This window comes from Enterobacter cloacae complex sp. IR5401 (genome assembly GCF_049238425.1).
Classification (GTDB): Bacteria; Pseudomonadota; Gammaproteobacteria; order Enterobacterales; family Enterobacteriaceae; genus Enterobacter; species Enterobacter hormaechei_C.
The window spans coordinates 79631-102800 of record NZ_JBMKHN010000002.1 but is presented as its reverse complement, the minus strand read 5'-3'; the positions used below and the strand labels follow the sequence as shown (position 1 = coordinate 102800).

Annotated in this window: 26 protein-coding genes, 2 tRNA genes and 1 other RNA gene; 14 read left to right on the top strand and 15 right to left on the bottom strand. The window is 53.6% G+C overall.

The genetic code is table 11. From position 1 onward, the window contains the following. Nucleotides 1–147: 147 nt before the first annotated feature. From ACOTX1_RS03550 to ACOTX1_RS03540, 3 genes are all read right to left on the bottom strand, one after another. A tRNA-Ser gene (locus tag ACOTX1_RS03550) sits at nucleotides 148–235 on the bottom strand. 137 nt (nucleotides 236–372) lie between these two features. Further along, nucleotides 373–1050, bottom strand: coding sequence for an isochorismatase family protein (locus ACOTX1_RS03545; RefSeq protein ID WP_003858068.1), 678 nt, complete (start codon nucleotides 1048–1050; stop codon nucleotides 373–375). 19 nt (nucleotides 1051–1069) lie between these two features. Next, nucleotides 1070–1930, bottom strand: coding sequence for a pirin family protein (locus ACOTX1_RS03540; protein ID WP_263521499.1), 861 nt, complete (start codon nucleotides 1928–1930; stop codon nucleotides 1070–1072). A gap of 109 nt (nucleotides 1931–2039) precedes the next feature. On the opposite strand from ACOTX1_RS03540, the gene ACOTX1_RS03535 reads away from it, so the two are divergent. After that, nucleotides 2040–2945, top strand: coding sequence for a LysR family transcriptional regulator (locus ACOTX1_RS03535; RefSeq protein ID WP_023324439.1), 906 nt, complete (start codon nucleotides 2040–2042; stop codon nucleotides 2943–2945). Nucleotides 2946–3076: 131 nt separating this feature from the next. Here ACOTX1_RS03535 and ACOTX1_RS03530 read toward each other — a convergent pair. Further along, a non-coding RNA gene (locus ACOTX1_RS03530) (RtT sRNA) lies at nucleotides 3077–3214 on the bottom strand. A gap of 42 nt (nucleotides 3215–3256) precedes the next feature. Then, nucleotides 3257–3344 (bottom strand) — tRNA-Ser (locus ACOTX1_RS03525). Between the two features lie 229 nt (nucleotides 3345–3573). Here ACOTX1_RS03525 and ghrA point away from each other — a divergent pair. The 4 genes from ghrA to ACOTX1_RS03505 all read left to right on the top strand — a co-directional run bounded on the left by ghrA (nucleotide 3574) and on the right by ACOTX1_RS03505 (nucleotide 6487). Beyond that, complete coding sequence (gene ghrA, locus ACOTX1_RS03520) at nucleotides 3574–4512, top strand: glyoxylate/hydroxypyruvate reductase GhrA (RefSeq protein ID WP_023315795.1); 939 nt, start codon at nucleotides 3574–3576, stop codon at nucleotides 4510–4512. A gap of 84 nt (nucleotides 4513–4596) precedes the next feature. After that, complete coding sequence (locus ACOTX1_RS03515; protein ID WP_003858061.1) at nucleotides 4597–5334, top strand: phosphatase; 738 nt, start codon at nucleotides 4597–4599, stop codon at nucleotides 5332–5334. 19 nt (nucleotides 5335–5353) lie between these two features. Next, nucleotides 5354–5908, top strand: a complete 555-nt coding sequence (locus ACOTX1_RS03510; protein ID WP_003858059.1) for a TorD/DmsD family molecular chaperone — start codon at nucleotides 5354–5356, stop codon at nucleotides 5906–5908. A gap of 96 nt (nucleotides 5909–6004) precedes the next feature. Beyond that, nucleotides 6005–6487 (top strand): DUF1097 domain-containing protein, encoded by a 483-nt coding sequence (locus tag ACOTX1_RS03505; RefSeq protein WP_072201885.1) that lies wholly within the window; start codon nucleotides 6005–6007, stop codon nucleotides 6485–6487. A gap of 43 nt (nucleotides 6488–6530) precedes the next feature. Here the strand turns inward: ACOTX1_RS03505 and csgG are convergent, their stop codons facing one another. Genes csgG through csgD form a run of 4 tightly spaced genes read right to left on the bottom strand, consistent with a single transcriptional unit; the run spans nucleotide 6531 to nucleotide 8878 of the window. Further along, nucleotides 6531–7364 carry a curli production assembly/transport protein CsgG gene (csgG, locus tag ACOTX1_RS03500; RefSeq protein WP_003858055.1) on the bottom strand — a complete coding sequence of 278 codons (834 nt, stop codon included), beginning with the start codon at nucleotides 7362–7364 and terminating at the stop codon, nucleotides 6531–6533. Between the two features lie 26 nt (nucleotides 7365–7390). Then, a complete protein-coding gene (gene csgF / locus ACOTX1_RS03495; RefSeq protein WP_003858054.1) occupies nucleotides 7391–7807 on the bottom strand; it encodes a curli production assembly/transport protein CsgF in 417 nt (138 codons plus the stop codon). Nucleotides 7808–7833: 26 nt separating this feature from the next. Next, a complete protein-coding gene (csgE, locus tag ACOTX1_RS03490; RefSeq protein WP_003858052.1) occupies nucleotides 7834–8223 on the bottom strand; it encodes a curli production assembly/transport protein CsgE in 390 nt (129 codons plus the stop codon). 4 nt (nucleotides 8224–8227) lie between these two features. Next, nucleotides 8228–8878 carry a biofilm master transcriptional regulator CsgD gene (gene csgD, locus ACOTX1_RS03485; RefSeq protein WP_003858049.1) on the bottom strand — a complete coding sequence of 217 codons (651 nt, stop codon included), beginning with the start codon at nucleotides 8876–8878 and terminating at the stop codon, nucleotides 8228–8230. 743 nt (nucleotides 8879–9621) lie between these two features. Between csgD and csgB the strand changes: the two genes are divergently transcribed. From csgB to ymdB, 5 genes are all read left to right on the top strand, one after another. Beyond that, nucleotides 9622–10077: a curli minor subunit CsgB gene (csgB, locus tag ACOTX1_RS03480; protein ID WP_023315797.1), complete on the top strand. Its 456-nt coding sequence runs from the start codon at nucleotides 9622–9624 to the stop codon at nucleotides 10075–10077. 39 nt (nucleotides 10078–10116) lie between these two features. Next, nucleotides 10117–10572 carry a curli major subunit CsgA gene (gene csgA, locus ACOTX1_RS03475; RefSeq protein ID WP_003858043.1) on the top strand — a complete coding sequence of 152 codons (456 nt, stop codon included), beginning with the start codon at nucleotides 10117–10119 and terminating at the stop codon, nucleotides 10570–10572. Between the two features lie 56 nt (nucleotides 10573–10628). Further along, complete coding sequence (csgC, locus tag ACOTX1_RS03470; protein ID WP_003858040.1) at nucleotides 10629–10961, top strand: curli assembly chaperone CsgC; 333 nt, start codon at nucleotides 10629–10631, stop codon at nucleotides 10959–10961. Nucleotides 10962–11114: 153 nt separating this feature from the next. Then, nucleotides 11115–11435, top strand: coding sequence for a type 1 fimbrial protein (locus tag ACOTX1_RS03465; RefSeq protein WP_003858038.1), 321 nt, complete (start codon nucleotides 11115–11117; stop codon nucleotides 11433–11435). A gap of 80 nt (nucleotides 11436–11515) precedes the next feature. Next, nucleotides 11516–12052 carry an O-acetyl-ADP-ribose deacetylase gene (gene ymdB, locus ACOTX1_RS03460; protein WP_023315798.1) on the top strand — a complete coding sequence of 179 codons (537 nt, stop codon included), beginning with the start codon at nucleotides 11516–11518 and terminating at the stop codon, nucleotides 12050–12052. 41 nt (nucleotides 12053–12093) lie between these two features. Here ymdB and mdoC read toward each other — a convergent pair whose 3' ends face one another. Then, complete coding sequence (gene mdoC, locus ACOTX1_RS03455) at nucleotides 12094–13233, bottom strand: glucans biosynthesis protein MdoC (protein ID WP_421766818.1); 1140 nt, start codon at nucleotides 13231–13233, stop codon at nucleotides 12094–12096. 255 nt (nucleotides 13234–13488) lie between these two features. Here mdoC and mdoG point away from each other — a divergent pair, with 255 nt between their 5' ends. From mdoG to ACOTX1_RS03440, 3 genes are all read left to right on the top strand, one after another. Beyond that, entirely contained in the window at nucleotides 13489–15042 is a 1554-nt protein-coding gene (gene mdoG / locus ACOTX1_RS03450; RefSeq protein WP_015570847.1) for a glucans biosynthesis protein MdoG, read from the top strand. After that, nucleotides 15035–17563: a glucans biosynthesis glucosyltransferase MdoH gene (gene mdoH, locus ACOTX1_RS03445; RefSeq protein ID WP_003858032.1), complete on the top strand. Its 2529-nt coding sequence runs from the start codon at nucleotides 15035–15037 to the stop codon at nucleotides 17561–17563. The genes mdoG and mdoH overlap by 8 nt, the downstream gene beginning before the upstream one ends. Before the next feature lie 84 nt (nucleotides 17564–17647). Continuing rightward, nucleotides 17648–17875 (top strand): YceK/YidQ family lipoprotein, encoded by a 228-nt coding sequence (locus ACOTX1_RS03440; protein WP_003858030.1) that lies wholly within the window; start codon nucleotides 17648–17650, stop codon nucleotides 17873–17875. Between the two features lie 7 nt (nucleotides 17876–17882). On the opposite strand, the gene ACOTX1_RS03435 is transcribed toward ACOTX1_RS03440, so the two are convergent. The 3 genes from ACOTX1_RS03435 to ACOTX1_RS03425 form a co-directional block, all read right to left on the bottom strand. Further along, nucleotides 17883–18257: a MysB family protein gene (locus ACOTX1_RS03435; RefSeq protein WP_003858026.1), complete on the bottom strand. Its 375-nt coding sequence runs from the start codon at nucleotides 18255–18257 to the stop codon at nucleotides 17883–17885. 79 nt (nucleotides 18258–18336) lie between these two features. After that, entirely contained in the window at nucleotides 18337–19572 is a 1236-nt protein-coding gene (gene mdtG / locus ACOTX1_RS03430) for a multidrug efflux MFS transporter MdtG (protein WP_023315800.1), read from the bottom strand. 141 nt (nucleotides 19573–19713) lie between these two features. After that, a complete protein-coding gene (locus tag ACOTX1_RS03425) occupies nucleotides 19714–20640 on the bottom strand; it encodes a Kdo(2)-lipid IV(A) acyltransferase (RefSeq protein ID WP_003858019.1) in 927 nt (308 codons plus the stop codon). A 218-nt stretch (nucleotides 20641–20858) separates the two neighbouring features. Between ACOTX1_RS03425 and ACOTX1_RS03420 the strand changes: the two genes are divergently transcribed. Continuing rightward, entirely contained in the window at nucleotides 20859–21908 is a 1050-nt protein-coding gene (locus ACOTX1_RS03420; protein WP_003858018.1) for a rhodanese-related sulfurtransferase, read from the top strand. 38 nt (nucleotides 21909–21946) lie between these two features. On the opposite strand, the gene ACOTX1_RS03415 is transcribed toward ACOTX1_RS03420, so the two are convergent. Both ACOTX1_RS03415 and ACOTX1_RS03410 read right to left on the bottom strand, forming a co-directional pair. Beyond that, a complete protein-coding gene (locus ACOTX1_RS03415) occupies nucleotides 21947–22525 on the bottom strand; it encodes a YceI family protein (RefSeq protein ID WP_023315801.1) in 579 nt (192 codons plus the stop codon). 1 nt (nucleotide 22526) lies between these two features. Continuing rightward, nucleotides 22527–23093: a cytochrome b gene (locus tag ACOTX1_RS03410; protein ID WP_003858015.1), complete on the bottom strand. Its 567-nt coding sequence runs from the start codon at nucleotides 23091–23093 to the stop codon at nucleotides 22527–22529. Nucleotides 23094–23170: the final 77 nt, after the last annotated feature.

Below are 23170 nucleotides of genomic sequence, written 5' to 3'. Positions count from 1 at the left end.
CCTGCGGGCAGCCTGTTCGCTACGCTCTCAGTCTGTCCAACTGGCTGCGCCAGTTGTCGAACCCCGGTCGGGGGCTCTCATTCCCCCCAAAGGCGTACAACATGCGAAAAAAAAGCCCGTATTTTCATGCGAGCTCTTCTTCAAATATGGCGGTGAGGGGGGGATTCGAACCCCCGATACGTTGCCGTATACACACTTTCCAGGCGTGCTCCTTCAGCCACTCGGACACCTCACCATATTGTTTTGCTGCCTGACCGCTTGGGGGGCAACGGGGCGCTACTATAGGGAGTTGCGCTAAAACGGTCAAGCAGATTTTCAGCATTCGTGCTTGTTCGGTTAAGCCTTAATCAGCTTATGTCGCAGCGCGCAGGGTTAACGCTGCGAATCGAGCACTTCGCTATTTTTCACCACGTCCTGCGCTTTGCTGTAGCTTTCGATCAGCAGCTGATAGGCCGGGAAGATGTGTGTGTACACCTCAGCCCATTCACCCGCATCTTCACGGTTCCACGTGCGCTGAATTTCGGAAGCAACGGCTGCCGTGTCCATCGGCACCACGCCTGCCTGCACCACGCGCGCCAGGGTGATCTCCTGCGCCATTTTGCTGTAGGTGCCAGAGGCATCAATCACCGCAAATACTTTATATCCGTCCGCCACCGCACTGATGGACGGGAAGGCCATGCAGACGCTTGTGATCGTCCCCGCGATAATCAGCGTTTTGCGCCCGGTGGCTTTCACCGCCGCCACGAACTCCGGGTTATCCCAGGCGTTGATCTCACCCTTGCGTGCGACATATTGTGCGTGCGGCGCGTTGGCGTGGATCTCCGGGATAAGCGGGCCGTTTGGTCCCTGTGGAACCGACGCCGTGGTGATCACCGGGATCTTCGCCAGCGAGGCGATTTTTGCCAGCGCCGCTGCACGGGCGCGCAGCTCAGGCATTGGCATGTCTCCAACGGTCTGGAAAAGCCCGCTCTGGTGATCGATAAGCAGCATAACGGCATCGTTTACGTCAATAACGGGACGTGCACCGTTGAAGTTTGCAGGGGTAGACATAATGCGCTCCTTATTACGTTTAGATTTGGCCAAAGCGGCCGGAGTTGAAATCGCGAATAGCCTCGGCGATTTCGGTTTTACTGTTCATCACAAACGGGCCATAGCCCACGATGGGTTCATTCAGCGGCTCCCCGGCCATCAGCAGCACTTTGGCATCGCTGCTGGCTTCGAGATGCAGTTTGTCACCGCTCTGGCTCAGCACGACCAGTTGCGCCTCACCGGCAGGCGTGGTGCCGTTCACCGTCACGCTGCCTTCAACGACAACCAGCGCCGTGCTCCAGCCTTCGGGCTGATTAAGCGTCAGGTGGCTACCCTGATGCAGCGCGAGATCCCACACGTTCAGCGGTGAGAAGGCATGCGCCGGGCCGGTTACCTCTCCAAAGCGGCCAGCAATCACGCGCAATGTTCCGCTGTTATCCGGCAGGGTGACCACCGGGATATCCGCCTGAGTGATGCTCTGGTAGCCAGGCGTCGCCATTTTGTCTTTGGCGGGCAGGTTGACCCACAGCTGCATCATTTTCAGTTCACCGCCTTTCTGCGAAAACGCGCTGGAGTGGCACTCCTCGTGCAAAATGCCTGCGCCCGCCGTCATCCACTGCACGTCACCTGGACCAATAACGCCGCCTCTGCCGGTTGAATTACGGTGCTCCACTTCGCCTGAGTAGACGATGGTCACCGTTTCAAAACCGCGATGAGGATGCTCGCCCACGCCGCGTTTCGCGCCATCCGCCGGGAAGGTATGCGGTCCGGCGTAGTCCAGCAGCAGGAACGGGCTCAGGGGCTCGCCATGCGTCTGGTAAGAAAACATCGAACGAACCGGAAAACCGTCACCGACCCAGTGCGGACGAGGTGCGGTATACACGCCTGTTACGTTTTTCATGATTAACTCCTGATGTCCTGTTGATGGAATTAGCTTATATTCAGGGTTAATATCCCGGTAGATAGCAAAAATGACATTCACTGTTCCTTAAATGGAACAATGGGGGCGTATGCAGGACCTCAATGATTTCGTATGGTTTGTGAAGGTGGTGGAGCATGGCGGCTTTGCAGCGGCGGGTCGGGCGCTCGATCAGCCTAAGTCGAAACTGAGCCGTCGGATTGCGCAGCTGGAGGAACGCCTGGGTGTTCGGTTGATACAACGTACCACGCGGCAGTTTGCGGTGACGGAGGTGGGGCAGACATTCTATCAGCACTGTAAAGCTATGCTGGTGGAGGCTGAAGCTGCGGAGGAGGCGGTGGCTGCTTTACAGGCTGAGCCGCGTGGTATGGTCCGGATCACCTGTCCTGTCACCTTGCTGCACGTTCACGTGGGGCCCATGCTGGCGCGGTTTATGGCGCGCTATCCGGGGATCAACCTTCAGCTCGAAGCCACCAACCGCCGGGTCGATCTGGTGGCGGAGGGGGTGGATGTGGCGATCCGCGTTCGTCCGCGCCCGTTTGATGACAGCGATCTGGTATTAAGGGTGCTGGCGGACAGGGGACACTGTCTGGTTGCCGGGCCGGCACTGATTGAACGGATGGGCAACCCGGCGATGCCCTCTGAACTCAGCGAGTGGCCGGGGTTAAGTATGGGGGCGGGCAAGCACCTGCATAAGTGGGAATTGAACGGGCCGGAGGGCGCAAAGGCAGAAATTCACTTCACGCCGCGCCTGGTGACTACCGACATGTTGGCGCTGCGGGAGGCGGCGATGGCGGGCGTGGGCGTGGTACAGCTGCCCATTTTGATGGTGAAGGATCAGCTGGCTTCAGGTGAACTTGTTCGGGTGCTGAATGCCTGGGAACCCAGACGGGAAGTGATCCATGCGGTGTATCCTTCCCGGCGCGGCCTGCTGCCATCGGTCAGGACGCTGGTGGATTTTCTCACCGAAGAGTATGCAAAGATGGTTGAAGACTAGCTTTTTGTAGGTCGGGTAAGCGTAGCGCCACCCGACACAATTACCGCAGGGGCTGCAAAGTTCGAATCCCCCACAGGCGTGCAACATGTGAAAAAAAAGCCCGCATTTTCATGCGAGCTCTTTTTCAAATATGGCAGTGAGGGGGGGATTGACTCGCTTCGCTCGCCCTTCGGGCAGCCTGTTCGCTACGCTCTCAGTCTGTCCAACTGGCTGTCGCCAGTTGCCGAACCCCGGTCGGGGGGTCTCATCCCCCCTTACGAGAATATAAAAGAAAAAAGCCCGTACTTTCGTACGAGCTCTCATCATGAATATGGCGGTGAGGGGGGGATTCGAACCCCCGATACGTTGCCGTATACACACTTTCCAGGCGTGCTCCTTCAGCCACTCGGACACCTCACCATATTGTCATCCCGTTGTTGTCGGGACGGGCGCTAATGTAAGTAAAAGCCGTACTGCCGTCAACCCACTTTTTCAGTAATTTAGCGTGTTTAGACAAACTTCAGGCAACCTGATTCCGAAATGTGCGAAATGCGCCTCTTTTATCAGCAACGCGGTTTAGCGATAAATTTGTTATGCTGGCAAGCCAGTTGAAAATGAAAATAAAACAGTGCAATAAAAGGCAATGACTATGGATATTATCTTCTATCACCCCACTTTTGATACGGCTTACTGGATTAATGCGCTTACGGCGGCACTGCCTGGCTCACGCGTTCGCGAATGGAAACAGGGCGATAATGAACATGCCGACTACGCGCTGGTCTGGCATCCCCCGGTCGAAATGCTTCAGGGACGCCGTTTGAAGGCGGTATTTGCTCTTGGTGCGGGGGTGGATTCCATTCTCAGTAAGCTGAAGGCACACCCTGAAATGCTGCCGGAAGATATTCCCCTGTTTCGTCTGGAAGATACCGGTATGGGGCAGCAGATGCAGGAATATGCCGTGAGCCAGGTGCTGCACTGGTTCCGCCGTTTCGACGATTATCAGGCGTTTAAACAGCAATCCCACTGGGAACCGCTTCCGGATTATCAGCGTGAAGATTTCACCATCGGCATCCTCGGCGCGGGTGTACTGGGTTCGAAAGTCGCCGAAGCGCTCGCACCGTGGGGCTTCCCACTGCGCTGCTGGAGCCGGAGCCGTAAGGAGTATCCGGGCGTCGAGAGCTTTGCCGGAACGGACGAACTCCCGGCGTTCCTGAAAGGGACTCGCGTCCTCATTAACCTGCTGCCGAATACGGCGGAAACGGTCGGCATTATCAATGGCACGCTCCTCAACCAGTTGGCAGAAGACAGCTACTTAATGAACCTGGCGCGCGGGGTACACGTTGTGGAAGACGATCTGCTGAAAGCGCTGGATAGCGGTAAACTGAAAGGCGCAATGCTGGATGTGTATAGCCGCGAACCGCTGCCAAAAGACAGCCCGCTCTGGGCACATCCGCGCGTGGCGATGACGCCCCATATTGCGGCCGTGACGCGACCGGCGGAGGCCGTGGCGTACATCTCGCATACCATCAGCGAAATAGAGAAGGGCAACGCGGTGTCCGGACAGGTCGACAGACAGCGAGGCTACTGAGAGAAACCCGGCGTTCGCCGGGTTTTTGCTAATATTCGCCGCTGATAACTGCTATCCTTTGGAAAAACCGCAGAGGAGAGAAAGATGTATCCCGTTGACCTGCATATGCACACCGTCGCCAGTACCCACGCTTACAGTAACCTCCATGATTATATCGCTCAGGCGAAGCTGAAAGGCATCAAACTGTTTGCGATAACCGATCACGGTCCGGATATGGCGGATGCGCCGCACTACTGGCATTTTGTGAATATGCGTATCTGGCCACGCCTGGTGGACGGTATTGGGATACTGCGCGGCATCGAAGCGAACATCAAAAATACCGACGGTGAAATTGACTGCACCGGCCCGATGCTGACCTCTTTAGATCTGATCCTCGCTGGCTTCCATGAGCCGGTCTTTGCGCCCCAGGATAAAGAGACCAACACCGCAGCGATGATTGCCACTATTGCCAGCGGCAACGTGCACATTATCAGCCACCCGGGAAATCCGAAATACCCGATTGATATTCAGGCCGTGGCGCAGGCGGCAGCGAAGCACCGCGTGGCGCTGGAGATTAACAACTCCTCCTTTGTTCACTCGCGTAAGGGCAGTGAAGCCAACTGCCGCGAAGTGGCGGCGGCCGTGCGTGACGCGGGCGGCATGGTGGCGCTGGGCTCTGATTCACACACGGCCTTCACGCTGGGGGATTTCAGCGAGTGCCTGAAAATATTGCGGGACGTGAATTTCCCGGAAGAACAGATCCTGAACGTCACGCCGCGTCGTATGCTCGACTTCCTTGAGTCGCGCGGCATGGCGCCGATTGATGAATTTGCCGATCTTTAATTAATAACGGAATAAAAACATGAATGAGTTTTCCATCCTTTGCCGCGTGCTGGGCACCTTATATTACCGCCAGCCGCAGGATCCGCTGCTGGTTCCGCTGTTTACCCTGATTCGTGAAGGTAAACTGGCGCAGAGCTGGCCGCTGGAACAGGATGAATTGCTGGAACGCTTGCAAAAAAGCTGCGATATGCAGCAGATTTCAACGGATTACAACGCGCTGTTTGTGGGGGAAGAGTGTCGCGTGTCGCCGTATCGTTCTGCCTGGCAGGAAGGTGCGACCGAAGCGGAAGTTCGGGCGTTTCTTTCAGAACGCGGCATGCCGCTGACGGATATGCCTGCCGATCATATCGGTACCCTGCTGCTGGCGGCCTCCTGGATTGAAGATAATGCAGGTGATGATGAGAACGAGGCGATTGAAACCCTGTTCGAAACGTATCTGCTACCGTGGGTTGGCACCTTCCTGGGTAAAGTGGAAGCCCACGCCACCTCGCCGTTCTGGAGAACGCTGGCTCCGCTGACGCGTGACGCTATCGCTGCTATGTGGGACGAGCTGGAAGAAGAGAATGAAGAGTGACTTGAATCACAAAAATCCTGCAACGATACATTTCAACTTGCACGTAATGTGCTTCTGATCTCATTTATATGGTGCGCATCTGCTAAGATGCGCACCATGAACATATTACTTTGTATTGCAATCACGACTGGCATCCTCTCCGGCCTCTGGGGTTGGGTGGCTGTCTCTCTCGGCTTGTTGAGCTGGGCTGGTTTTCTTGGCTGCACGGCCTATTTCGCCTGCCCGCAGGGTGGTCTCAAGGGGCTCTTTATTTCAGGCTGCACGTTACTGAGTGGCGTGGTCTGGGCGCTGGTCATTATGAAAGGCAGCGCGCTGGCGCCGCATGTGGAAATCCTGGGGTACGCCATGACCGGCATTGTGGCCTTCCTGATGTGCGTTCAGGCAAAACATCTGCTGTTGTCCTTTGTGCCCGGCACATTCATGGGTGCCTGCGCGACCTTTGCAGGGCAGGGGGACTGGAAGCTGGTGGTCCCTTCGCTCATGCTGGGGTTACTGTTTGGCTACGCAATGAAGAACAGCGGCCTCTGGCTTGCGGCCCGACGCGAGAAGAGCCAGAGCGTTCCTGCGGTAAGTAAATAAAAAAAGGCGAGACGGAAATCTCGCCTTTTTTAAGCGCCGCCGATTATGACTCTGGCGGCACCGACATCTCACGATATTTCACCAGCACCGCATTACTCACGTCACTTTTATTCTGAAGATCCCACAAGCCGCGATCGATACCGTCATTAATGAGGAAAATCACGCCGGTTTCGATGGCCGACATCAGACACAGCATGACTGGCTCGTTAGAGGTATAGCCAATTTCACCCTCCAGCAGACGCTGGTAATCGATAAAGCGGAATACCCCGGCCTGCACTTCATAAGAGAGAATCGTTTTGCTGGTGGTCACCGAGGATAATATCTCACCCGTGCTCACGTTAACCACGCGCAGGTTGACGGCAATCTGGTCCAGCTGATACTGCGTGTCGGCCCCGATGCCAAAGTAACGCGCACCCGCGCCACCCGATTTCACGTTACTTTCGTAGCCGATAATCGAGCCTTCCACCATGATATTGGCTGCGGTGAGAGACTGTAGCGGCATGCGGTTATTGACGCCAACGGTACCATTCTCCTGCGCGGCACGAATGATTTTTCGTTCGTTAAGCAGGTTTTGCAGCCCCTGACGTTCCAGCGGGATAAACCAGCGAGAATCTTTCAGGGCGGTAACCAGCATCGCGGTGGCGCTCTGCGGTACGGCTGTCGAGAAGTTACTGGCCGGATACGGTTTGAACTGACCCGTCTCATCCTGAATGTTATACACCGAGACGAATATCTTTCCGGTTGGGACCGGCAGATGCGTCAGATCCCGATAGCTCTGGGCACGAGGCATCAGGGTGGGTTTAGCGGCTTCTTTTGGCGGGGCAGTTAAACAACCGCTTAATAAGCACACTGCAACTAAAATAAAAAAGCGCTGCATAATAATTGTCCTTATTTCGGGGTTGTTTAGAAATCAGTTGAACTGGTCTGCAAACCGGAAACCTGGATTGTCGACGTTTTACCGGTTTTTCGGTCTGTCACATTTAACTGAAGCTGCCCGTCTTTATTGGCAATATCGACGATAAAGTCGTTGGTGACCATCCGGCCGGGTTTTCCGGTATTAATGTTAGTTAATAAGCCACCTAATATTTGCGACTGGATGGCCTGAGTAAAATTATCCAGGGCTGACGGGGTCTCGATACCGAAATCATCGTCATAGCTGGGGTCTTTATAGGAGTTTTGAGCCTGAGCCTGGTTAAGCATAAAGGCTCCGTTATTCGGGTTGCCGCCAAAATTAGGGTTGCGGAACTGGAATGTCATATTTCCGGCCCAGCTCAACGGCGCAATGAGCATTAACGAAATCACTGTGTGTGCGAGACGCATTACAGCCTCCGAAATTGGTATCGTTGTTAGAACTCATCTTTTGCTAAATCGCCTGTGCTCAAAAGGGCTTTGTCTAACTGTAGGCGGTTAATAGCTTCTTCTGTTTGTGCCAGCGCGAAAGCGACGTTCTGATCGAAGTCTCTTTTCGTTGGGAATAAAAAAGTCTGGTAAATAACGTCCTGATTAGCGGTTATTGTGATCCAGCTTCCCCACCGCGCACTGGGCCGTTCGTTGATGGTTAAGTTACCCGGATAATCGCTTTCCCACTTATCGCTGAAGGCACGATAAAAATCGTGTCCGACAGAGGTGACGGTGTGGTCGGTTAACAGTCCGGGAACTTCTACCTCAACAGCCTGAAGGTTTCCGGCAGCAAGCATAATGCCTGCGGCGGCAATCCAACTTAAGGTGCGTTTCATGCTATTAACGCCTGAGGTTATCGTTTGCCCACGACACCGCCTGCGTGCGATTTTTAACAGCTATCTTTTTGAAAAGATTATAAAGATGCGTCTTAACCGTATTTTCGCTGATAAATAACGAACGGGCGATTTCAATATTTGAAGCACCAATACGCAGTTTGTTCAGGATCTCTTTCTCACGGTGCGTCAGAAGGGCTGATTCCGAACTGTTATAGCGATAATTTCCGGAGTGGGTAATGAGGTAGCTGGCCAGTTTCTGCGAGAAATAACACTCCCCCCGCAATATGCCCTGCAAACCCTCCACGACACGGTTTTCTTCTTCAGTGACGTAAAACACGCCGTTAATATGCGGCCAGCTCTCAATTTCGCGGAAAGGATACTCATCAGGCGTATTTAATAACAATACGCGGATATTATTGTTTTTCCTGCTTAAATTATCTTGCCAGTAATGAATGAGTTTTTTATCCGCTTCCATCATATCGAGAAGAATGATGCTGCCAGAAGCGATATCATCAAAAGAACGTTGAATATTATGCAGTTTCCCGTTAAGAGACAGGCATTGCTTTAAATGCTGCAATAACGCTGTCGCTTGTAAGGAAGGTTTTGTGATCAACAATAATGTATGACCGGGTAAGCTATGGACTTCATTAAACATGATGAAACCCCACGTTATTTATGACACCCGGCAGTTGCCCTCGTATTATTGAAAAGGGCACCAGAGGTACTGACAGGTGTGGCACTGCTGTGTGTAGTTAAAAAACCTTCCTCCAAAGGAGGCGGTAAAATTAAAAACAAATAACGTACTGCTGTTTTCAATCTAGCTATTGCAAACTTTAAAGCAAGTGTTAATCGTGTAACGGAATGTAAAATTCGATATTAATTTGTGTATATTTCAGGGCTAATAGATTTTAAGATAAGGGGAAAGTTGTACATGTGTATAAACGTGCACAGATTTTAAAAACCATAAAGTATATTATAACGGGTTGAATTATTTGGCTTTGTATTATTCTAAGCCAGCCGGTAAAAAGTATGATCTCTGCTAAAAACATAAGACTTCCCTAAGCCAGAATTTTTTCTTAAGAAAACTTGCTTCGTGTCACGCGCGTGGCAAAGGGCATTGTCTTTTTTGTCTGAAGAAGCCGGTGCAGGTTGGACAGTCTGTCTCGCTGTTGTACAAGCGCAGGAAGACATTTTTGGTTTCTGCTTTAGGCGTGTATCCCGTCGTTTCAGGCGAGATTTACGACTTTGAGGTGAAGGAGAATATAAAAATAAGGCGCACGGGTGAGATATTAAACATGTTTCGGCAGACATACTCTTTTCCGTAACGCGGCGTTAACAAAACGAATCGCGTTAACGGAGCAAGAAATACTTTTTTATAGCCAGGTCCAGGGTGACAGCATGAAAAACAAAACGTTGTTTATGATGTTTACATTACTGGGTGCGCCTGGGTTTGTAATCGCAGGTGATTCAGATTTAGCCAGTTCTGAATATAATTTTGCGATAAATGAATTAAGTAAAGCTTCATACAATCAGGCAGCCATTATTGGTCAACAGGGTTCAGGAAATAATTCTGATGTACGCCAGGGCGGTTCTAAATTGCTGTCCGTTATTTCTCAGGAGGGCGGGAATAACCGCGCGAATGTTGATCAGTCAGGGACGTATAACCTTGCTTATATCGATCAGACCGGCAACGGCAACGATGCGAGTATTAAGCAGGGCGCTTTTGGCAACACCGCCATGATTATCCAGAAAGGCTCGGGTAACAGGGCGAATATAACGCAGTATGGTACGCAGAAAACAGCAGTTGTAGTACAGAGACAGTCGCAAATGGCTATTCGCGTTATTCAACGCTAGCGATGTGTGACGCCTTAATCAATCCGATGGGGGTTTACCATGAAACTTTTCAAAGTGGCAGTTATTGCAGCAATCGTAGTTTCTGGCAGTGCTTTCGCAGGTGCGGTACCACAATTTGGCGGCGGCCACGGTGGTGGCTGGGGTGGCGGCAATAACGGCCCTGACTCAACCCTGAGCATTTACCAGTACGGCGGCGGTAACTCCGCGCTTGCTTTGCAGACGGACGCCCGAGATTCTGAATTGACCATTACCCAGCATGGTGGTGGTAACGGCGCAGATGTTGGCCAGGGCTCTGATGACAGTTCTATCGATCTGCTGCAAAAAGGCTTTGGTAACAGCGCCACCATCGACCAGTGGAATAGCAAAGACTCTGTTATCAACGTGAAACAGTTCGGCGGCGGCAACGGCGCGGCGGTAGACCAGACAGCGTCCGGCTCAACGGTGACTGTGCACCAGGTTGGCTTTGGCAACAACGCGACCGCACACCAGTACTGATTCATTTCTGTACCAAAAAACAGGGCATGCGCCCTGTTTTTTTTCGGGAGGATCTCATGAGCACCTTCATTCTCCTTGCCGCGCTTGCCAGCCAGATAACGTTCAGCACCTCACAGCAGGCAAATATGACAACCATTATTCCTCAGGTCACGCTGGCAGACGCTTGCGAATGTCAGGTTGAGGTGTTATCTGTCCGACAGGGGCAGGGGGGACAAAGTACATCGCGGCAGAAAAATACTCTTTTTATACCCGCTAATCAGCCGATTGATTTAACGCGAATCAGTTTAAATATTCGCTCAGGGGATGCGGTAAAAATAATCGTCACCGTTTCCGATGGAAAATCGCTTCATTTATCACAGCAGTGGAACGCACCGGTAAGTGCGCTTTAATAATTCATGAAATCAATGATTTAATAAAGTGGCGGCGCTGCACAGGTAAGCTATGCTGATATCAAGAACCCAGTCATCGGGTTGCTTAAATTGATACGTCATAACGGAGCGTTTTTACCCCTCAAGGACGAATTTCATTGAGGAGTACAAATAATGTTCAAATCCGCAGCGTGTATTATTTCTGGTCTGGGACTGATCCTGTCCTCTTTTTTTTCTCCGGCTTATTCAGCAACTATAGAAAATGGTGGGGTGATTCATTTTCGTGGCGCGGTGGTCGCTGACCCGTGCGAAGTCACGCCCCGGCATCAGCAGTTTGCGATCTCCTGTCCGGAAAATAACCGTATGAAAACGCATACCATCAGTTATGACGAGGCGCTCCGGGGCCATCATCCTCATTCAGCTCTGGCCGCTGTCAGCATGAAATACCTGAATGAACAGAAAACGCTTGCGGTCGTTCAGGTGGATTACCGCTAACCGACGTTTTTTTCGCGGCAGTTTTTCTCCTTCTCCCTCTGCGATACACTGGTGAAAAAGGCGGGTTGCAGAGGGTGTTTATGAGACCGCAAATCGACGTTATTCATGGCGATATCACGACGGTGCGCGTTGACGTGATCGTCAACGCAGCCAATTCCTCCCTGATGGGTGGTGGCGGGGTGGACGGTGCCATTCACCGGGCCGCAGGCCCTCAACTCCTTGAAGCATGCAAAACCGTGCGTCAGCAGCAGGGAGAGTGCCCGCCGGGGCATGCTGTTATTACGCTTGCGGGCGATCTCCCGGCCAAAGCGGTGATCCATACCGTTGGACCCGTCTGGCACGGTGGCGACCGCCATGAGGCTGAGATTCTGGAGCAGGCGTATCGTAACTGCCTGCGGCTTGCGGCGGATAACGGGTATAAGATCATGGCGTTCCCCGCCATTAGCACCGGGGTGTTCGGCTATCCAAAGGAAGCGGCAGCTACGATCGCCGTGAATACCGTTTATCACTACCTTTCCCTCAAACCCATGCCGGAAAAAGTCATTTTTGTCTGTTTCGATGAGCACACCGCCGACCTGTATCAGCGGATTTTGACCGCGCGCAGCCAGGCATTTTGATGTCTGAAGTGCAAAAACGGCGCCCTGGAGGCGCCGTTTTGTTATCCCGCTTTAACCTGAGGTTTGCCTGAGAACAGGAAACGCAAAAGCGGGATCCGCATGTGGATTTCATACAACACGATGGCAATGCCAACCACAAAGACCAGGCCGGTGAAGAAGCCCAGCGCATTCGAGGCGATATGCGGCGTAATGTACGCCCCGAAAAACAGCGTCAGCGGATGGTGAACCAGGTAGATAAACAGCGAAGCATTAACGAAATAGGTGACGCGACTGGATTTAAAATTCAGCAGACGATGGCCAAGGGCGAACACCACGTTCACCATCCACAGGCCCATCAGCATCGTTATAACGCTCTCTGTTTCATACATCCACGCGTCCCCGCTGCCATAGCGCTGATTGAGAAGATAGGCGGCAAAGGCCAGCGCAGCACCCACCGCACACCAGGGGGAGGGGGTGGTAAACAGCGCTTTAAGCCGGGGATGAATAAATGCCAGCGCCCCAATCAGGAAGAAGGGAATGTAGAACAGGGTCTGCATCACCACGAAATTAAACAGCCCATCGCTCAGAATGGGAGGGTAGACAATGAGCAGGGTACGCCTGATGGCGGCATACGCGACCCCCAGCGCAAGAAACAGCAGCGACAGCTTGCCCAGGGTGATGTTGGCGAAGAAGGTCGAGGATGTGGTGCTCGCGCGCTGACGCAGCTGGCTGAAGATCAGCAAACTCACCGTGGTTAGCACCACCAGTACCAGCAGGAACCAGAGGTGGGAAATAAGCTCCCAGACCAGGGTGTTGTATTTCTCATAGAAGGAGAGATTCGGCCAGTTTTCCGCCTTGCCTTTAACATGCTGCAACATGATGAACTGCGGCAGCGTCAGCAGCGGAATGGCCGTCAACATCGGTATGCCCACGCGCTCCACGCGCACTTTCCACCATCGCTTGAGGGGATAGCGCAAGAAGAGCATGTAAGAGAAATAACCGGAAATAACAAAAAACACCTGCATGCGGAAGGCATGGATAAAATCATTAAACAGCGTCAGCCACCAGGAGGGCATCTGGCTGTTCACGTGCCAGGTGTGGCTGGAATAGATCAGTGAAATATGAAAAGGGATCCCCAATAGCATGAGCCATGCGCGGATCGAGTCGAGGAAATATTCACGTTGTACAGGGGTTGTGCTCATATAACTTTGCGCATTCTCAGACTTTTCGCCTTATCCCTAAGGCTCATAATGGTTACATTCGGAGCCAACCCTACACCAAGACCGACACCCTGTCTCCAGGATAAGCACGCAAAGTGAAAAGCGGGTTCTTTCATTTGCTTAATCCATGAGCCAGCGAGCTGAACAAAGCAGTGATAATGTTGTCGGATTGCCTGAGTTTCCATTAAAATGGATCGGATCGATATAAGCACACAAAGGGGGAAGTGCTTACTTATTATGAAACATAAACCACAAATGATGAAAATGCGTTGGTTGGGTGTAGCAGTGCTGTTGTCACTGTATACCTCATCTGCACTGGCCTTTAACATCGATGATGTCGCAAAACAGGCAAAATCGATGGCGGGCAAGAGCTACGAAGCGCCAAAAAGTAACCTGCCCTCCGTTTTCCGCGACATGAAATACGCGGACTATCAGCAGATCCAGTTCAATCACGATAAAGCGTACTGGAACAATATTAAAACCCCGTTCAAGCTTGAATTTTACCACCAGGGTATGTACTTCGACACGCCAGTTGCCATCAATGAAGTAACGGCGACCGCGGTACGCAAAATCAAGTACAGCCCGGATTACTTCAATTTTGGCGATGTGCAACACGATAAAGACACGGTGAAAGACCTCGGCTTCGCAGGCTTCAAGGTGCTTTATCCGATTAACAGCAAAGATAAAAACGATGAAATCGTCAGCATGCTTGGCGCCAGCTACTTCCGCGTGATTGGCGCGGGGCAGGTGTACGGGCTTTCTGCGCGCGGTCTGGCAATTGATACCGCGCTGCCATCAGGTGAAGAATTTCCACGTTTTCGCGAGTTCTGGATCGAACGTCCAAAACCAACCGACAAACGTCTGACAATTTATGCGCTGCTGGACTCCCCTCGTGCGACCGGCGCTTATCGCTTCGTGATCATGCCAGGGCGTGACACGGTGGTTGACGTGCAGTCTAAAGTTTACCTGCGCGATAAAGTGGGCAAACTGGGCGTCGCACCGCTGACCAGTATGTTCCTGTTTGGGCCGAACCAGCCATCTCCGGCGACCAATTTCCGTCCTGAACTGCATGATTCCAATGGCCTCTCCATCCATGCCGGTAACGGCGAGTGGATCTGGCGTCCGCTGAACAACCCGAAACACCTCGCGGTCAGCAGCTTTGCGATGGAAAACCCGCAGGGCTTTGGTCTGCTGCAACGTGGCCGTCAGTTCTCCCGCTTTGAAGATCTGGATGACCGCTACGATCTGCGCCCAAGCGCCTGGGTTACGCCGAAAGGCGACTGGGGTAAAGGTAAGGTTGAGCTGGTTGAAATTCCAACCAACGATGAAACCAACGATAACATCGTGGCGTACTGGACACCGGATCAGCTGCCTGAAGCCGGTAAAGAGATGAACTTCAAGTATGCGATTACCTTCAGCCGTGACGAAGACAAGCTGCACGCACCGGATAACGCGTATGTGATGCAGACGCGTCGTTCAACGGGTGACGTGAAGCAGTCCAACCTGATTCGTCAGCCGGATGGCACGCTGGCATTTATCGTGGACTTCACCGGGCAGGATATGAAAAAACTGGCGCCGGATACTGCCGTGACGGCACAGGCCAGCATTGGCGATAACGGTGAAATCGTTGAAAACGCCGTGCGGTACAACCCGGTCACCAAAGGGTGGCGTTTGACCCTGCGCGTGAAGGTGAAGGATCCGAAACAGACCACTGAAATGCGCGCCGCGCTGGTCAGTAACGATAAGCCGCTGAGTGAAACCTGGAGCTATCAGCTACCTGCCAATGAATAATACATCTGAATATATTGATGCCATGCCGCTGACGGACATTGAAAAAGCGGCGCTCCCTGCGAGCGACATCCGCGCGGTTCACACCGCGCTGGATGGTGAACATCGTCATTTTTCCCGTGATGATGATACGCCGCTGGGGTCAGTGAAGGCACGTCTGGAGCAGGCATGGCCGGACTCGCTGGCAGAAGGGCAGTTAATCAAGGATGACGAAGGGCGTGACCAGCTACAGGCGATGCCGAAGGCCACGCGTTCCTCCATGTTCCCCGATCCGTGGCGCACCAACCCGGTGGGCCGCTTCTGGGATCGTCTGCGTGGGCGTGACGTGACACCGCGCTATCTGTCACGTCTGACCAAAGAACAGCAGGCCTCCGAGCAGAAATGGCGTACCGTAGGAACGATTCGTCGTTACATTCTGCTACTGCTGACGCTGGCGCAGACGGTTGTCGCCACCTGGTACATGAAAACCATTCTGCCGTACCAGGGCTGGGCGTTGATTAACCCTGCTGACATGATTGGCCAGGATATCTGGGTCTCCTTCATGCAGCTGCTGCCGTATATTTTACAGAGCGGCATTCTTCTGCTGTTCGCCGTGCTGTTCTGTTGGGTCTCCGCCGGGTTCTGGACGGCGCTGATGGGCTTCCTGCAACTGCTGATGGGGCGTGACAAATACAGCATTTCCGCGTCGACGGTCGGGGATGAACCCCTCAATCCTGAGCACCGTACCGCGCTGATCATGCCTATCTGTAACGAAGACGTTGACCGCGTATTCGCCGGGCTGCGTGCCACCTGGGAGTCCGTGAAGGCGACCGGTAACGCGGCGCATTTCGACGTCTATATCCTGAGCGACAGCTACAACCCGGATATTTGCGTGGCAGAGCAAAAAGCCTGGATGGAGCTGATTGCCGAGGTGCAGGGGGAAGGGCAGATCTTCTACCGCCGTCGTCGTCGTCGTGTTAAGCGTAAGAGCGGGAACATTGATGACTTCTGTCGTCGCTGGGGTAACCAGTACAGCTACATGGTGGTACTGGATGCGGACTCCGTGATGAGCGGCGACTGCCTGAGCGGGCTGGTCCGTCTGATGGAAGCCAACCCGAACGCGGGTATTATTCAGTCCTCGCCAAAAGCGTCAGGTATGGACACGCTGTATGCGCGCTGCCAGCAGTTTGCGACCCGCGTCTACGGGCCGCTGTTTACTGCCGGTCTGCACTTCTGGCAGCTGGGTGAATCTCACTACTGGGGCCACAACGCCATTATCCGCGTGAAGCCATTCATCGAGCACTGTGCCCTGGCGCCGCTGCCGGGTGAAGGGTCGTTTGCCGGGTCCATTCTGTCGCATGACTTTGTGGAAGCTGCTCTGATGCGTCGTGCAGGGTGGGGCGTCTGGATTGCCTACGATCTGCCTGGCTCGTATGAAGAGCTGCCGCCGAACCTGCTGGATGAGCTCAAACGCGACCGCCGCTGGTGTCACGGTAACCTGATGAACTTCCGCCTGTTCCTGGTGAAAGGGATGCACCCTGTTCACCGTGCGGTGTTCCTGACGGGCGTTATGTCCTATCTGTCTGCGCCGCTGTGGTTTATGTTCCTGGCACTCTCGACCGCGTTGCAGGTTGTGCATGCTCTGACGGAGCCGCAATACTTCCTGCAACCGCGCCAGCTGTTCCCGGTGTGGCCGCAGTGGCGTCCGGAGCTGGCGATTGCGCTGTTCGCGTCGACCATGGTGCTGCTGTTCCTGCCTAAGCTGCTCAGTATCATTCTGATCTGGTGCAAAGGTTCGAAGGAGTACGGTGGTTTCTGCCGCGTGACCCTTTCACTGCTGCTGGAAGTGCTGTTCTCGGTCCTGCTGGCGCCGGTGCGTATGCTGTTCCATACGGTGTTTGTGGTGAGCGCGTTCCTGGGATGGGAAGTGGTGTGGAATTCACCGCAGCGTGACGATGACTCTACGCCGTGGAGTGAGGCCTTTATGCGCCACGGCTCTCAGCTGCTGCTGGGCCTGGTGTGGGCCGTTGGTATGGCCTGGCTGGATCTGCGTTTCCTGTTCTGGCTGGCGCCAATCGTCTTCTCGCTGATCCTGTCGCCGTTTGTGTCGGTGATCTCCAGCCGTTCCACGGTTGGCCTGCGTACCAAACGCTGGAAGCTGTTCCTGATCCCGGAAGAGTATTCTCCGCCGCAGGTGCTGGTGGATACCGATACCTATCTGGAGCAGAACCGCAAACGCACGCTGGATGATGGCTTTATGCACGCCGTGTTTAACCCGTCATTCAACGCGCTGGCAACCGCGATGGCGACGGCGCGTCACCGCGCCAGCCAGGTGCTGGAGATCGCCCGCGATCGCCACGTTGAGCAGGCGCTGAACGAGACGCCAGAAAAGCTTAACCGCGACCGTCGTCTGGTGCTGTTGAGCGATCCGGTGACGATGGCACGGCTTCACTACCGCGTGTGGTCTTCTCCGGAGAGATACTCTTCGTGGGTGAACTACTATAAGGACGTTAAGCTGAATCCGTTGGCACTGAAGGCGAAGTAAGTTGTTAAGTAGGGCGGGTAAGCGAAGCGCTACCTGCCAAATGAAATACCGGCTTAATCGCCGGTATTTTTTTAGAGGTCAGACATGAAAGTAATCATTGTCGTCATGATGGCATGCCTGCTCAGCGGCTGCGGCAGCATTATCAGCCGCACCATCCCCGGGCAGGGCCACGGGAATCAATACTACCCCGGCGTACAGTGGGACGTTCGCGATTCTGCATGGCGCTATCTCACCGTACTCGATCTGCCGTTTTCGCTGATTTTCGACACGCTGCTGCTGCCCATTGATGCCAGTCACGGCCCTTACGAGTAACGGGAGCTCATCGCTCGTCCCATTCGTCCGCTGCGGCCTGACCCTCTTCGGTATCCAGCGGCGGTTCGAGCTGAAACTCGCCTTCGTCCCATTCGTGCAGCGTATTTTCTTCCAGCCACTCCTGACGTAACTCAATTTCGTCATAGTCGCCGTCGAATACCGCCTGTGCACCTTCACCACTCAGTATCGGCAGACATTCACCATCTTCACCTTCATCAGCAAAGAATTCGGCCTGCCACATAATATCGCCGTCCTGTAGGACGTATTTTTGGATATTGAGTTGTTGCACGTCAGCATCTTCTTCCTCAATGCCGGGATTATCGGCGAGGAACTCTTCGCGAGCGGCATCAATTGCTTCTTCCAGCGTGGCGTACATGGTCATTGGTGTCTCCCTGTTTTTCGTGAAGGTATTCAGGGAAAGAATAGCTGATTATGTGATTTTGCAAGTATGAATGCGAAAATTAGCCGTCACGATGTTGTCTTATTCGCCCCGGGCGTAGCGCCCGGGATAAGCTGAGCCACGAATAAACGGCGTTGAACAGCACGACGCCTGCCGTCACGATAAAGACCGCCCGGAAACCGAAACTGGCTGAAATCCCCGCACCGACCAGCGGCCCGGTGACGTTACCCAGATCGCGAAACGACTGGTTATAGCTGAAAATACGACCGGCTATCTGGTTGGTGGAATTATAGACCAGCAGCGTCTGCACGGCCGGGAGCAGTGCGCCATCGGCAGCCCCCAGCAGGAAGCGCAGGACGCCGAGCTGCCAGGGAGACTGCACCATCGCCATGGGGATCAGCAGCAGGACGGAGACGATCAGGGCGCAGATCAGGATCTTTTCCGGGCCGATACGGTCTCCCAGCTTGCCGAGCCGCGGCGCGCTCAGTAGCGCCGCCACGCCGGGAACAGAGGCGATCAGGCCGCTGATAAAGGCGATATTGCTGACGTTTCCCGCCAGATCGCGGACATAGAGCGTCAGAATAGGCGCGATTGAACCGGTGGCCACCTGGATAATCATGGTAGTCACAAACAGACTCAGCACCAGCTTTGGGTTTTTCAGCGAGGCCAGCACATCCCGGGCGTGCAGCATCTCTTTTATGGCTACCGGCGTGAAATTCTCCCGGATACAGATAAGCGTCACCAGGAAGCAGAGGAACAGCACGCTGGCGGTAATGAAGAATACCGGCCGCAGTCCGTAGTGGTCGGCCAGCAGCCCGCCCGCCAGCGGGCCCAGCAGTGCGCCACTTACGCCGCCAGTGGAGAGCGTGCCCAACGCCCAGCCGCTTTTCTGGCGCGGGATTTGGGTGGCGATCAGGGCGTTGGCGTTAGGGATAAATCCCCCGAGCAGACCCAGGAGTGCGCGTAATATCAGGAACTGCCAGACGTTCTGCGCCATCCCCATCAGCAGCATAATGATCGCCATGCCGAGCGCGGAGCGCAGCAGCATAATTTTGCGGCCTTTGCGATCCGCCAGCCCACCCCAGAAAGGCGACGCAATGGCGGAGAACAGGAACGTAATGCTGAACACCAGGCCGGACCACATATTCAGGGCGCTATGTCCGGTGACGCCGAGCTGCTCAACGTAGAGGGGCAGGAAAGGCATCACCAGGCTAAAGGCGGCGCCAGTAAGAAAACAACCCAGCCACGCAACCGTCAGGTTACGTTTCCAGTTTATGGGAGCATCTGTGGGGGACATAACTATCCGCATAATGAGGTGCAGGGCACCGTGACCAGTGAGGTAATAAGCCTGCTAATTATGCGCCCGGGGTATGATTGCCGCAATGACGGGGAGCTTTTAAAGCTAAAACAACATGCGGCCCGGAAGGCCGCATGCAGATTAATACCGGGAAGGGACGCCCTGAGGCCGGGTTTTAAAGCGGCGATGCAGCCACATGTACTGCTCCGGGGCGAGCATAATGCATTTCTCTACAACGCCGTTCATCCAGCGGGCGGTGGTTTCCGCATCAATCAGCGGTGGCGCGAGCTCCGGCTCCAGCATGATGAGCTGATAGCCTGAACCGTCTGGTTTACGGCGCGGTACAAACGGCACGATAGCCGCTTTGGACATTCGCGCCAGCATCCAGGTCCCGGTGGTCGTCGCTGCATCTTCCACCGCAAAGAACGGAACAAACACGCTGGATTGCGGGCCATAGTCATGATCCGGGGCGTACCAGACCACCTCACCTGATTTCAGGGCGCGGATCATCCCTTTCAGGTCTTTTCGGTCGATCATGCTTTTATTGGAGCGCATGCGTCCGTTGGTCTGGATCAAATCGATCACCGGATTATCGTTAGGACGATAAACGCCAATACCGGGCGCCTGCATGCCGAACATGCGTGCGCCAATTTCGAGCGTCAGAAAATGAACGCCAATCAGCAGGACGCCAGTCTGGTTGGCCTGAAGAGTATGCACTGGCTCCATGCCGGTCCCAGCCACTTCCGTCCAGCGCGCCATGCGCTTATCCGACCAGAACCAGGCCATACCGGTCTCCATCAGCCCCATGCCGACAGATTCGAAGTTTTTAACCACCATGTCGTGGCGCTCAGATTCACTCATCTGAGGAAAGCAAAGCTCAAGGTTGCGATACGCGATCCTGGCGCGACGCTTCATAAACTGCTGAGCAATGCGACCCAGCCCTTTACCCATGCGGAAAATGACGGGATAAGGCAGCTGTACAATTAGCCACAACAAGCCAATGCCTGACCATGTTAACCAATAGCGGGGATGCAAAAGCGCGGCAGTAAATTTCGGTAACTGGGTCATGTCTGTCCTGTGTTCTAACGTCCTGAAAGGCTATTGTCTCATTTTTTAAGGCATAGCCAAAATGTCTGTCATCGAAACATGAAAGAATATGCAAATGTTAAGTCTGATTAATCAGATTGACTGAAATGTAGCGTAAATTGTGTGGATGTAAATTGTCTTTGTTTGCTATATCATGCCGACCGATTTTTATTTCTCAACGATTGCAGGACTTGTACACCATGCCAGTGTTACACAACCGCGTTTCGAATGAGATGTTGAAAGCGCGTATGTTGGCCGAAACCGAACCGCGCACAACGATCTCTTTCTATAAGTATTTCACCATCGACGATCCACAGGCGACCCGCGATGCGCTTTACCAGGCTTTCACCGCCCTGAACGTGTTTGGTCGCGTCTATCTGGCGCGTGAGGGGATTAACGCGCAGATCAGCGTGCCGGAAAGCAAGGTCAGCGCCTTCCGCGATCTCCTTTACGGGTTTGATCCGGCGCTTAACGGCTTACGCCTGAATATTGCGTTGGATGATGACGGTAAATCATTCTGGGTGCTGCGCATGAAGGTGCGCGAGCGTATTGTGGCGGATGGCATTGACGATCCGAGCTTCAATGCTGCTAATGTGGGGGAATACCTGAAGGCCGCTGAAGTGAACGCGATGCTCGACGATCCGGATGCGGTGTTCATCGATATGCGTAACCACTACGAATATGAAGTGGGGCACTTCGAAAATGCGATGGAAATTCCTGCCGACACCTTCCGCGAGCAACTGCCGAAAGCGGTTGAGATGATGCAGGAGCATAAAGACAAAAAGATCGTGATGTACTGTACCGGGGGGATCCGCTGTGAAAAAGCCAGCGCCTGGATGAAGCACAACGGGTTTAATAAAGTCTGGCACATTGAGGGTGGGATTATCGAGTATGCCCGCCGCGCCCGTGAGCAGGGTTTACCGGTGCGTTTTATCGGTAAGAACTTTGTGTTTGATGAGCGTATGGGCGAGCGAATTTCAGAGGACGTGATCGCGCACTGCCACCAGTGCGGAACACCGTGCGATACGCATACCAACTGCAAAAACGACGGGTGTCATCTGCTGTTTATTCAGTGCCCTGCATGCGCCGAGAAGTTTAATGGCTGCTGTAGCGAGCTGTGCAGCGAAGAGAGTATGTTGCCTGAAGAAGAGCAACGTCGTCGCCGTGCCGGACGCGAGAACGGGAATAAGATCTTTAATAAATCCCGGGGCCGACTGAATACCAAACTGGGTATTCCGGACCCGGAGTAAAACACTGCCCGGCGGCTCACAAGCCTGCCGGGCCTGTTTTATGACTTCTGCTGAACGCCTTCCACCGAAATAATCAGCTCTACATCCTGCGATGCCGGGCCTAAATCCGTGGTGATATTAAAATCTTTCAGATGAATTTTGCCTGCGGCTTCAAAGCCAGCACGTTTTCCGCCCCATGGATCGTCACCCTGTCCAATTAATTTGGCATCCAGTGTGACAGGTTTTGTTACGCCGTTCAGCGTGAGATTACCGGTAATAGCGAGTTTATCACTGTCTTTCTTCACCTCTGTCGACGCGAAAGTAGCTTGCGGGAATTTGCCCACGTTCAGGAATTCAGCGCTGCGCAGATGTTTATCACGCTCGGCGTGATTAGTGTCGACGCTGTTGGTATTAATGGTGACGTTCACTTTATCGGCAGCAGGGTTTTTCTCGTCGAAAGTAAATGTGCCATCGAAATCATTGAACGTGCCATATAACCAGCTGTAACCCAGATGCTGAATACGGAAATTGACGAAGGCATGCTGGCCCTCTTTATCAATTTTATAGTCGGCGGCCAGGGCCGAACCGGTAGTAAATAACAGCGAACCTAATGCGATACCCAACAGGCGTTTTTTCATTTTATGCTCCAGAGTCAACTGACGAACGGCCAAGCATGCGCTTCAGCGTATCGTCTTTATCAATAAAGTGGTGTTTCAGGGCCGCAAGGCCATGCAGGACAGACAGGATCACTACGCTCCATGCCAGCCACAAATGAACCACACCTGCGGTGTCAGCCTGTGAACCGGCGTCAGCCAGCGTGGCTGGGACATCAAAAAGCCCAAATACGCTGATCGGTTTGCCGTCTGCGGTAGAAATGAGATAGCCGCTGATCAGAATGGCGAACAGCAGGGCATAGAGTGCGATATGCGCGCCAACAGCGCTTATGCGGGTAAGTCGGCCATGGCTTTTGGGCGCAGGAGGGGGCGGAGAGATATGTCGCCAGATCACGCGAAAAACCAGACCCATCATCAGCAGAACCCCAATGCTTTTATGCAATTCGGGGGCTTGATGATACCAACCGTCATAATAGCTTAATGTCACCATCCAGAGGCCGAGACCAAACATGGCATAGACGGCAATTGCAAATAGCCAGTGTAAACACATGGATATTATTCCGTAGCGACGGGAGGAGTTACGCCATTGCATATGAATTTCCGTTCTCAAATGACTGAGCAATAAAAATGGACGGGTTAAATAAATAATGCAACTGAAAAAAATGAATA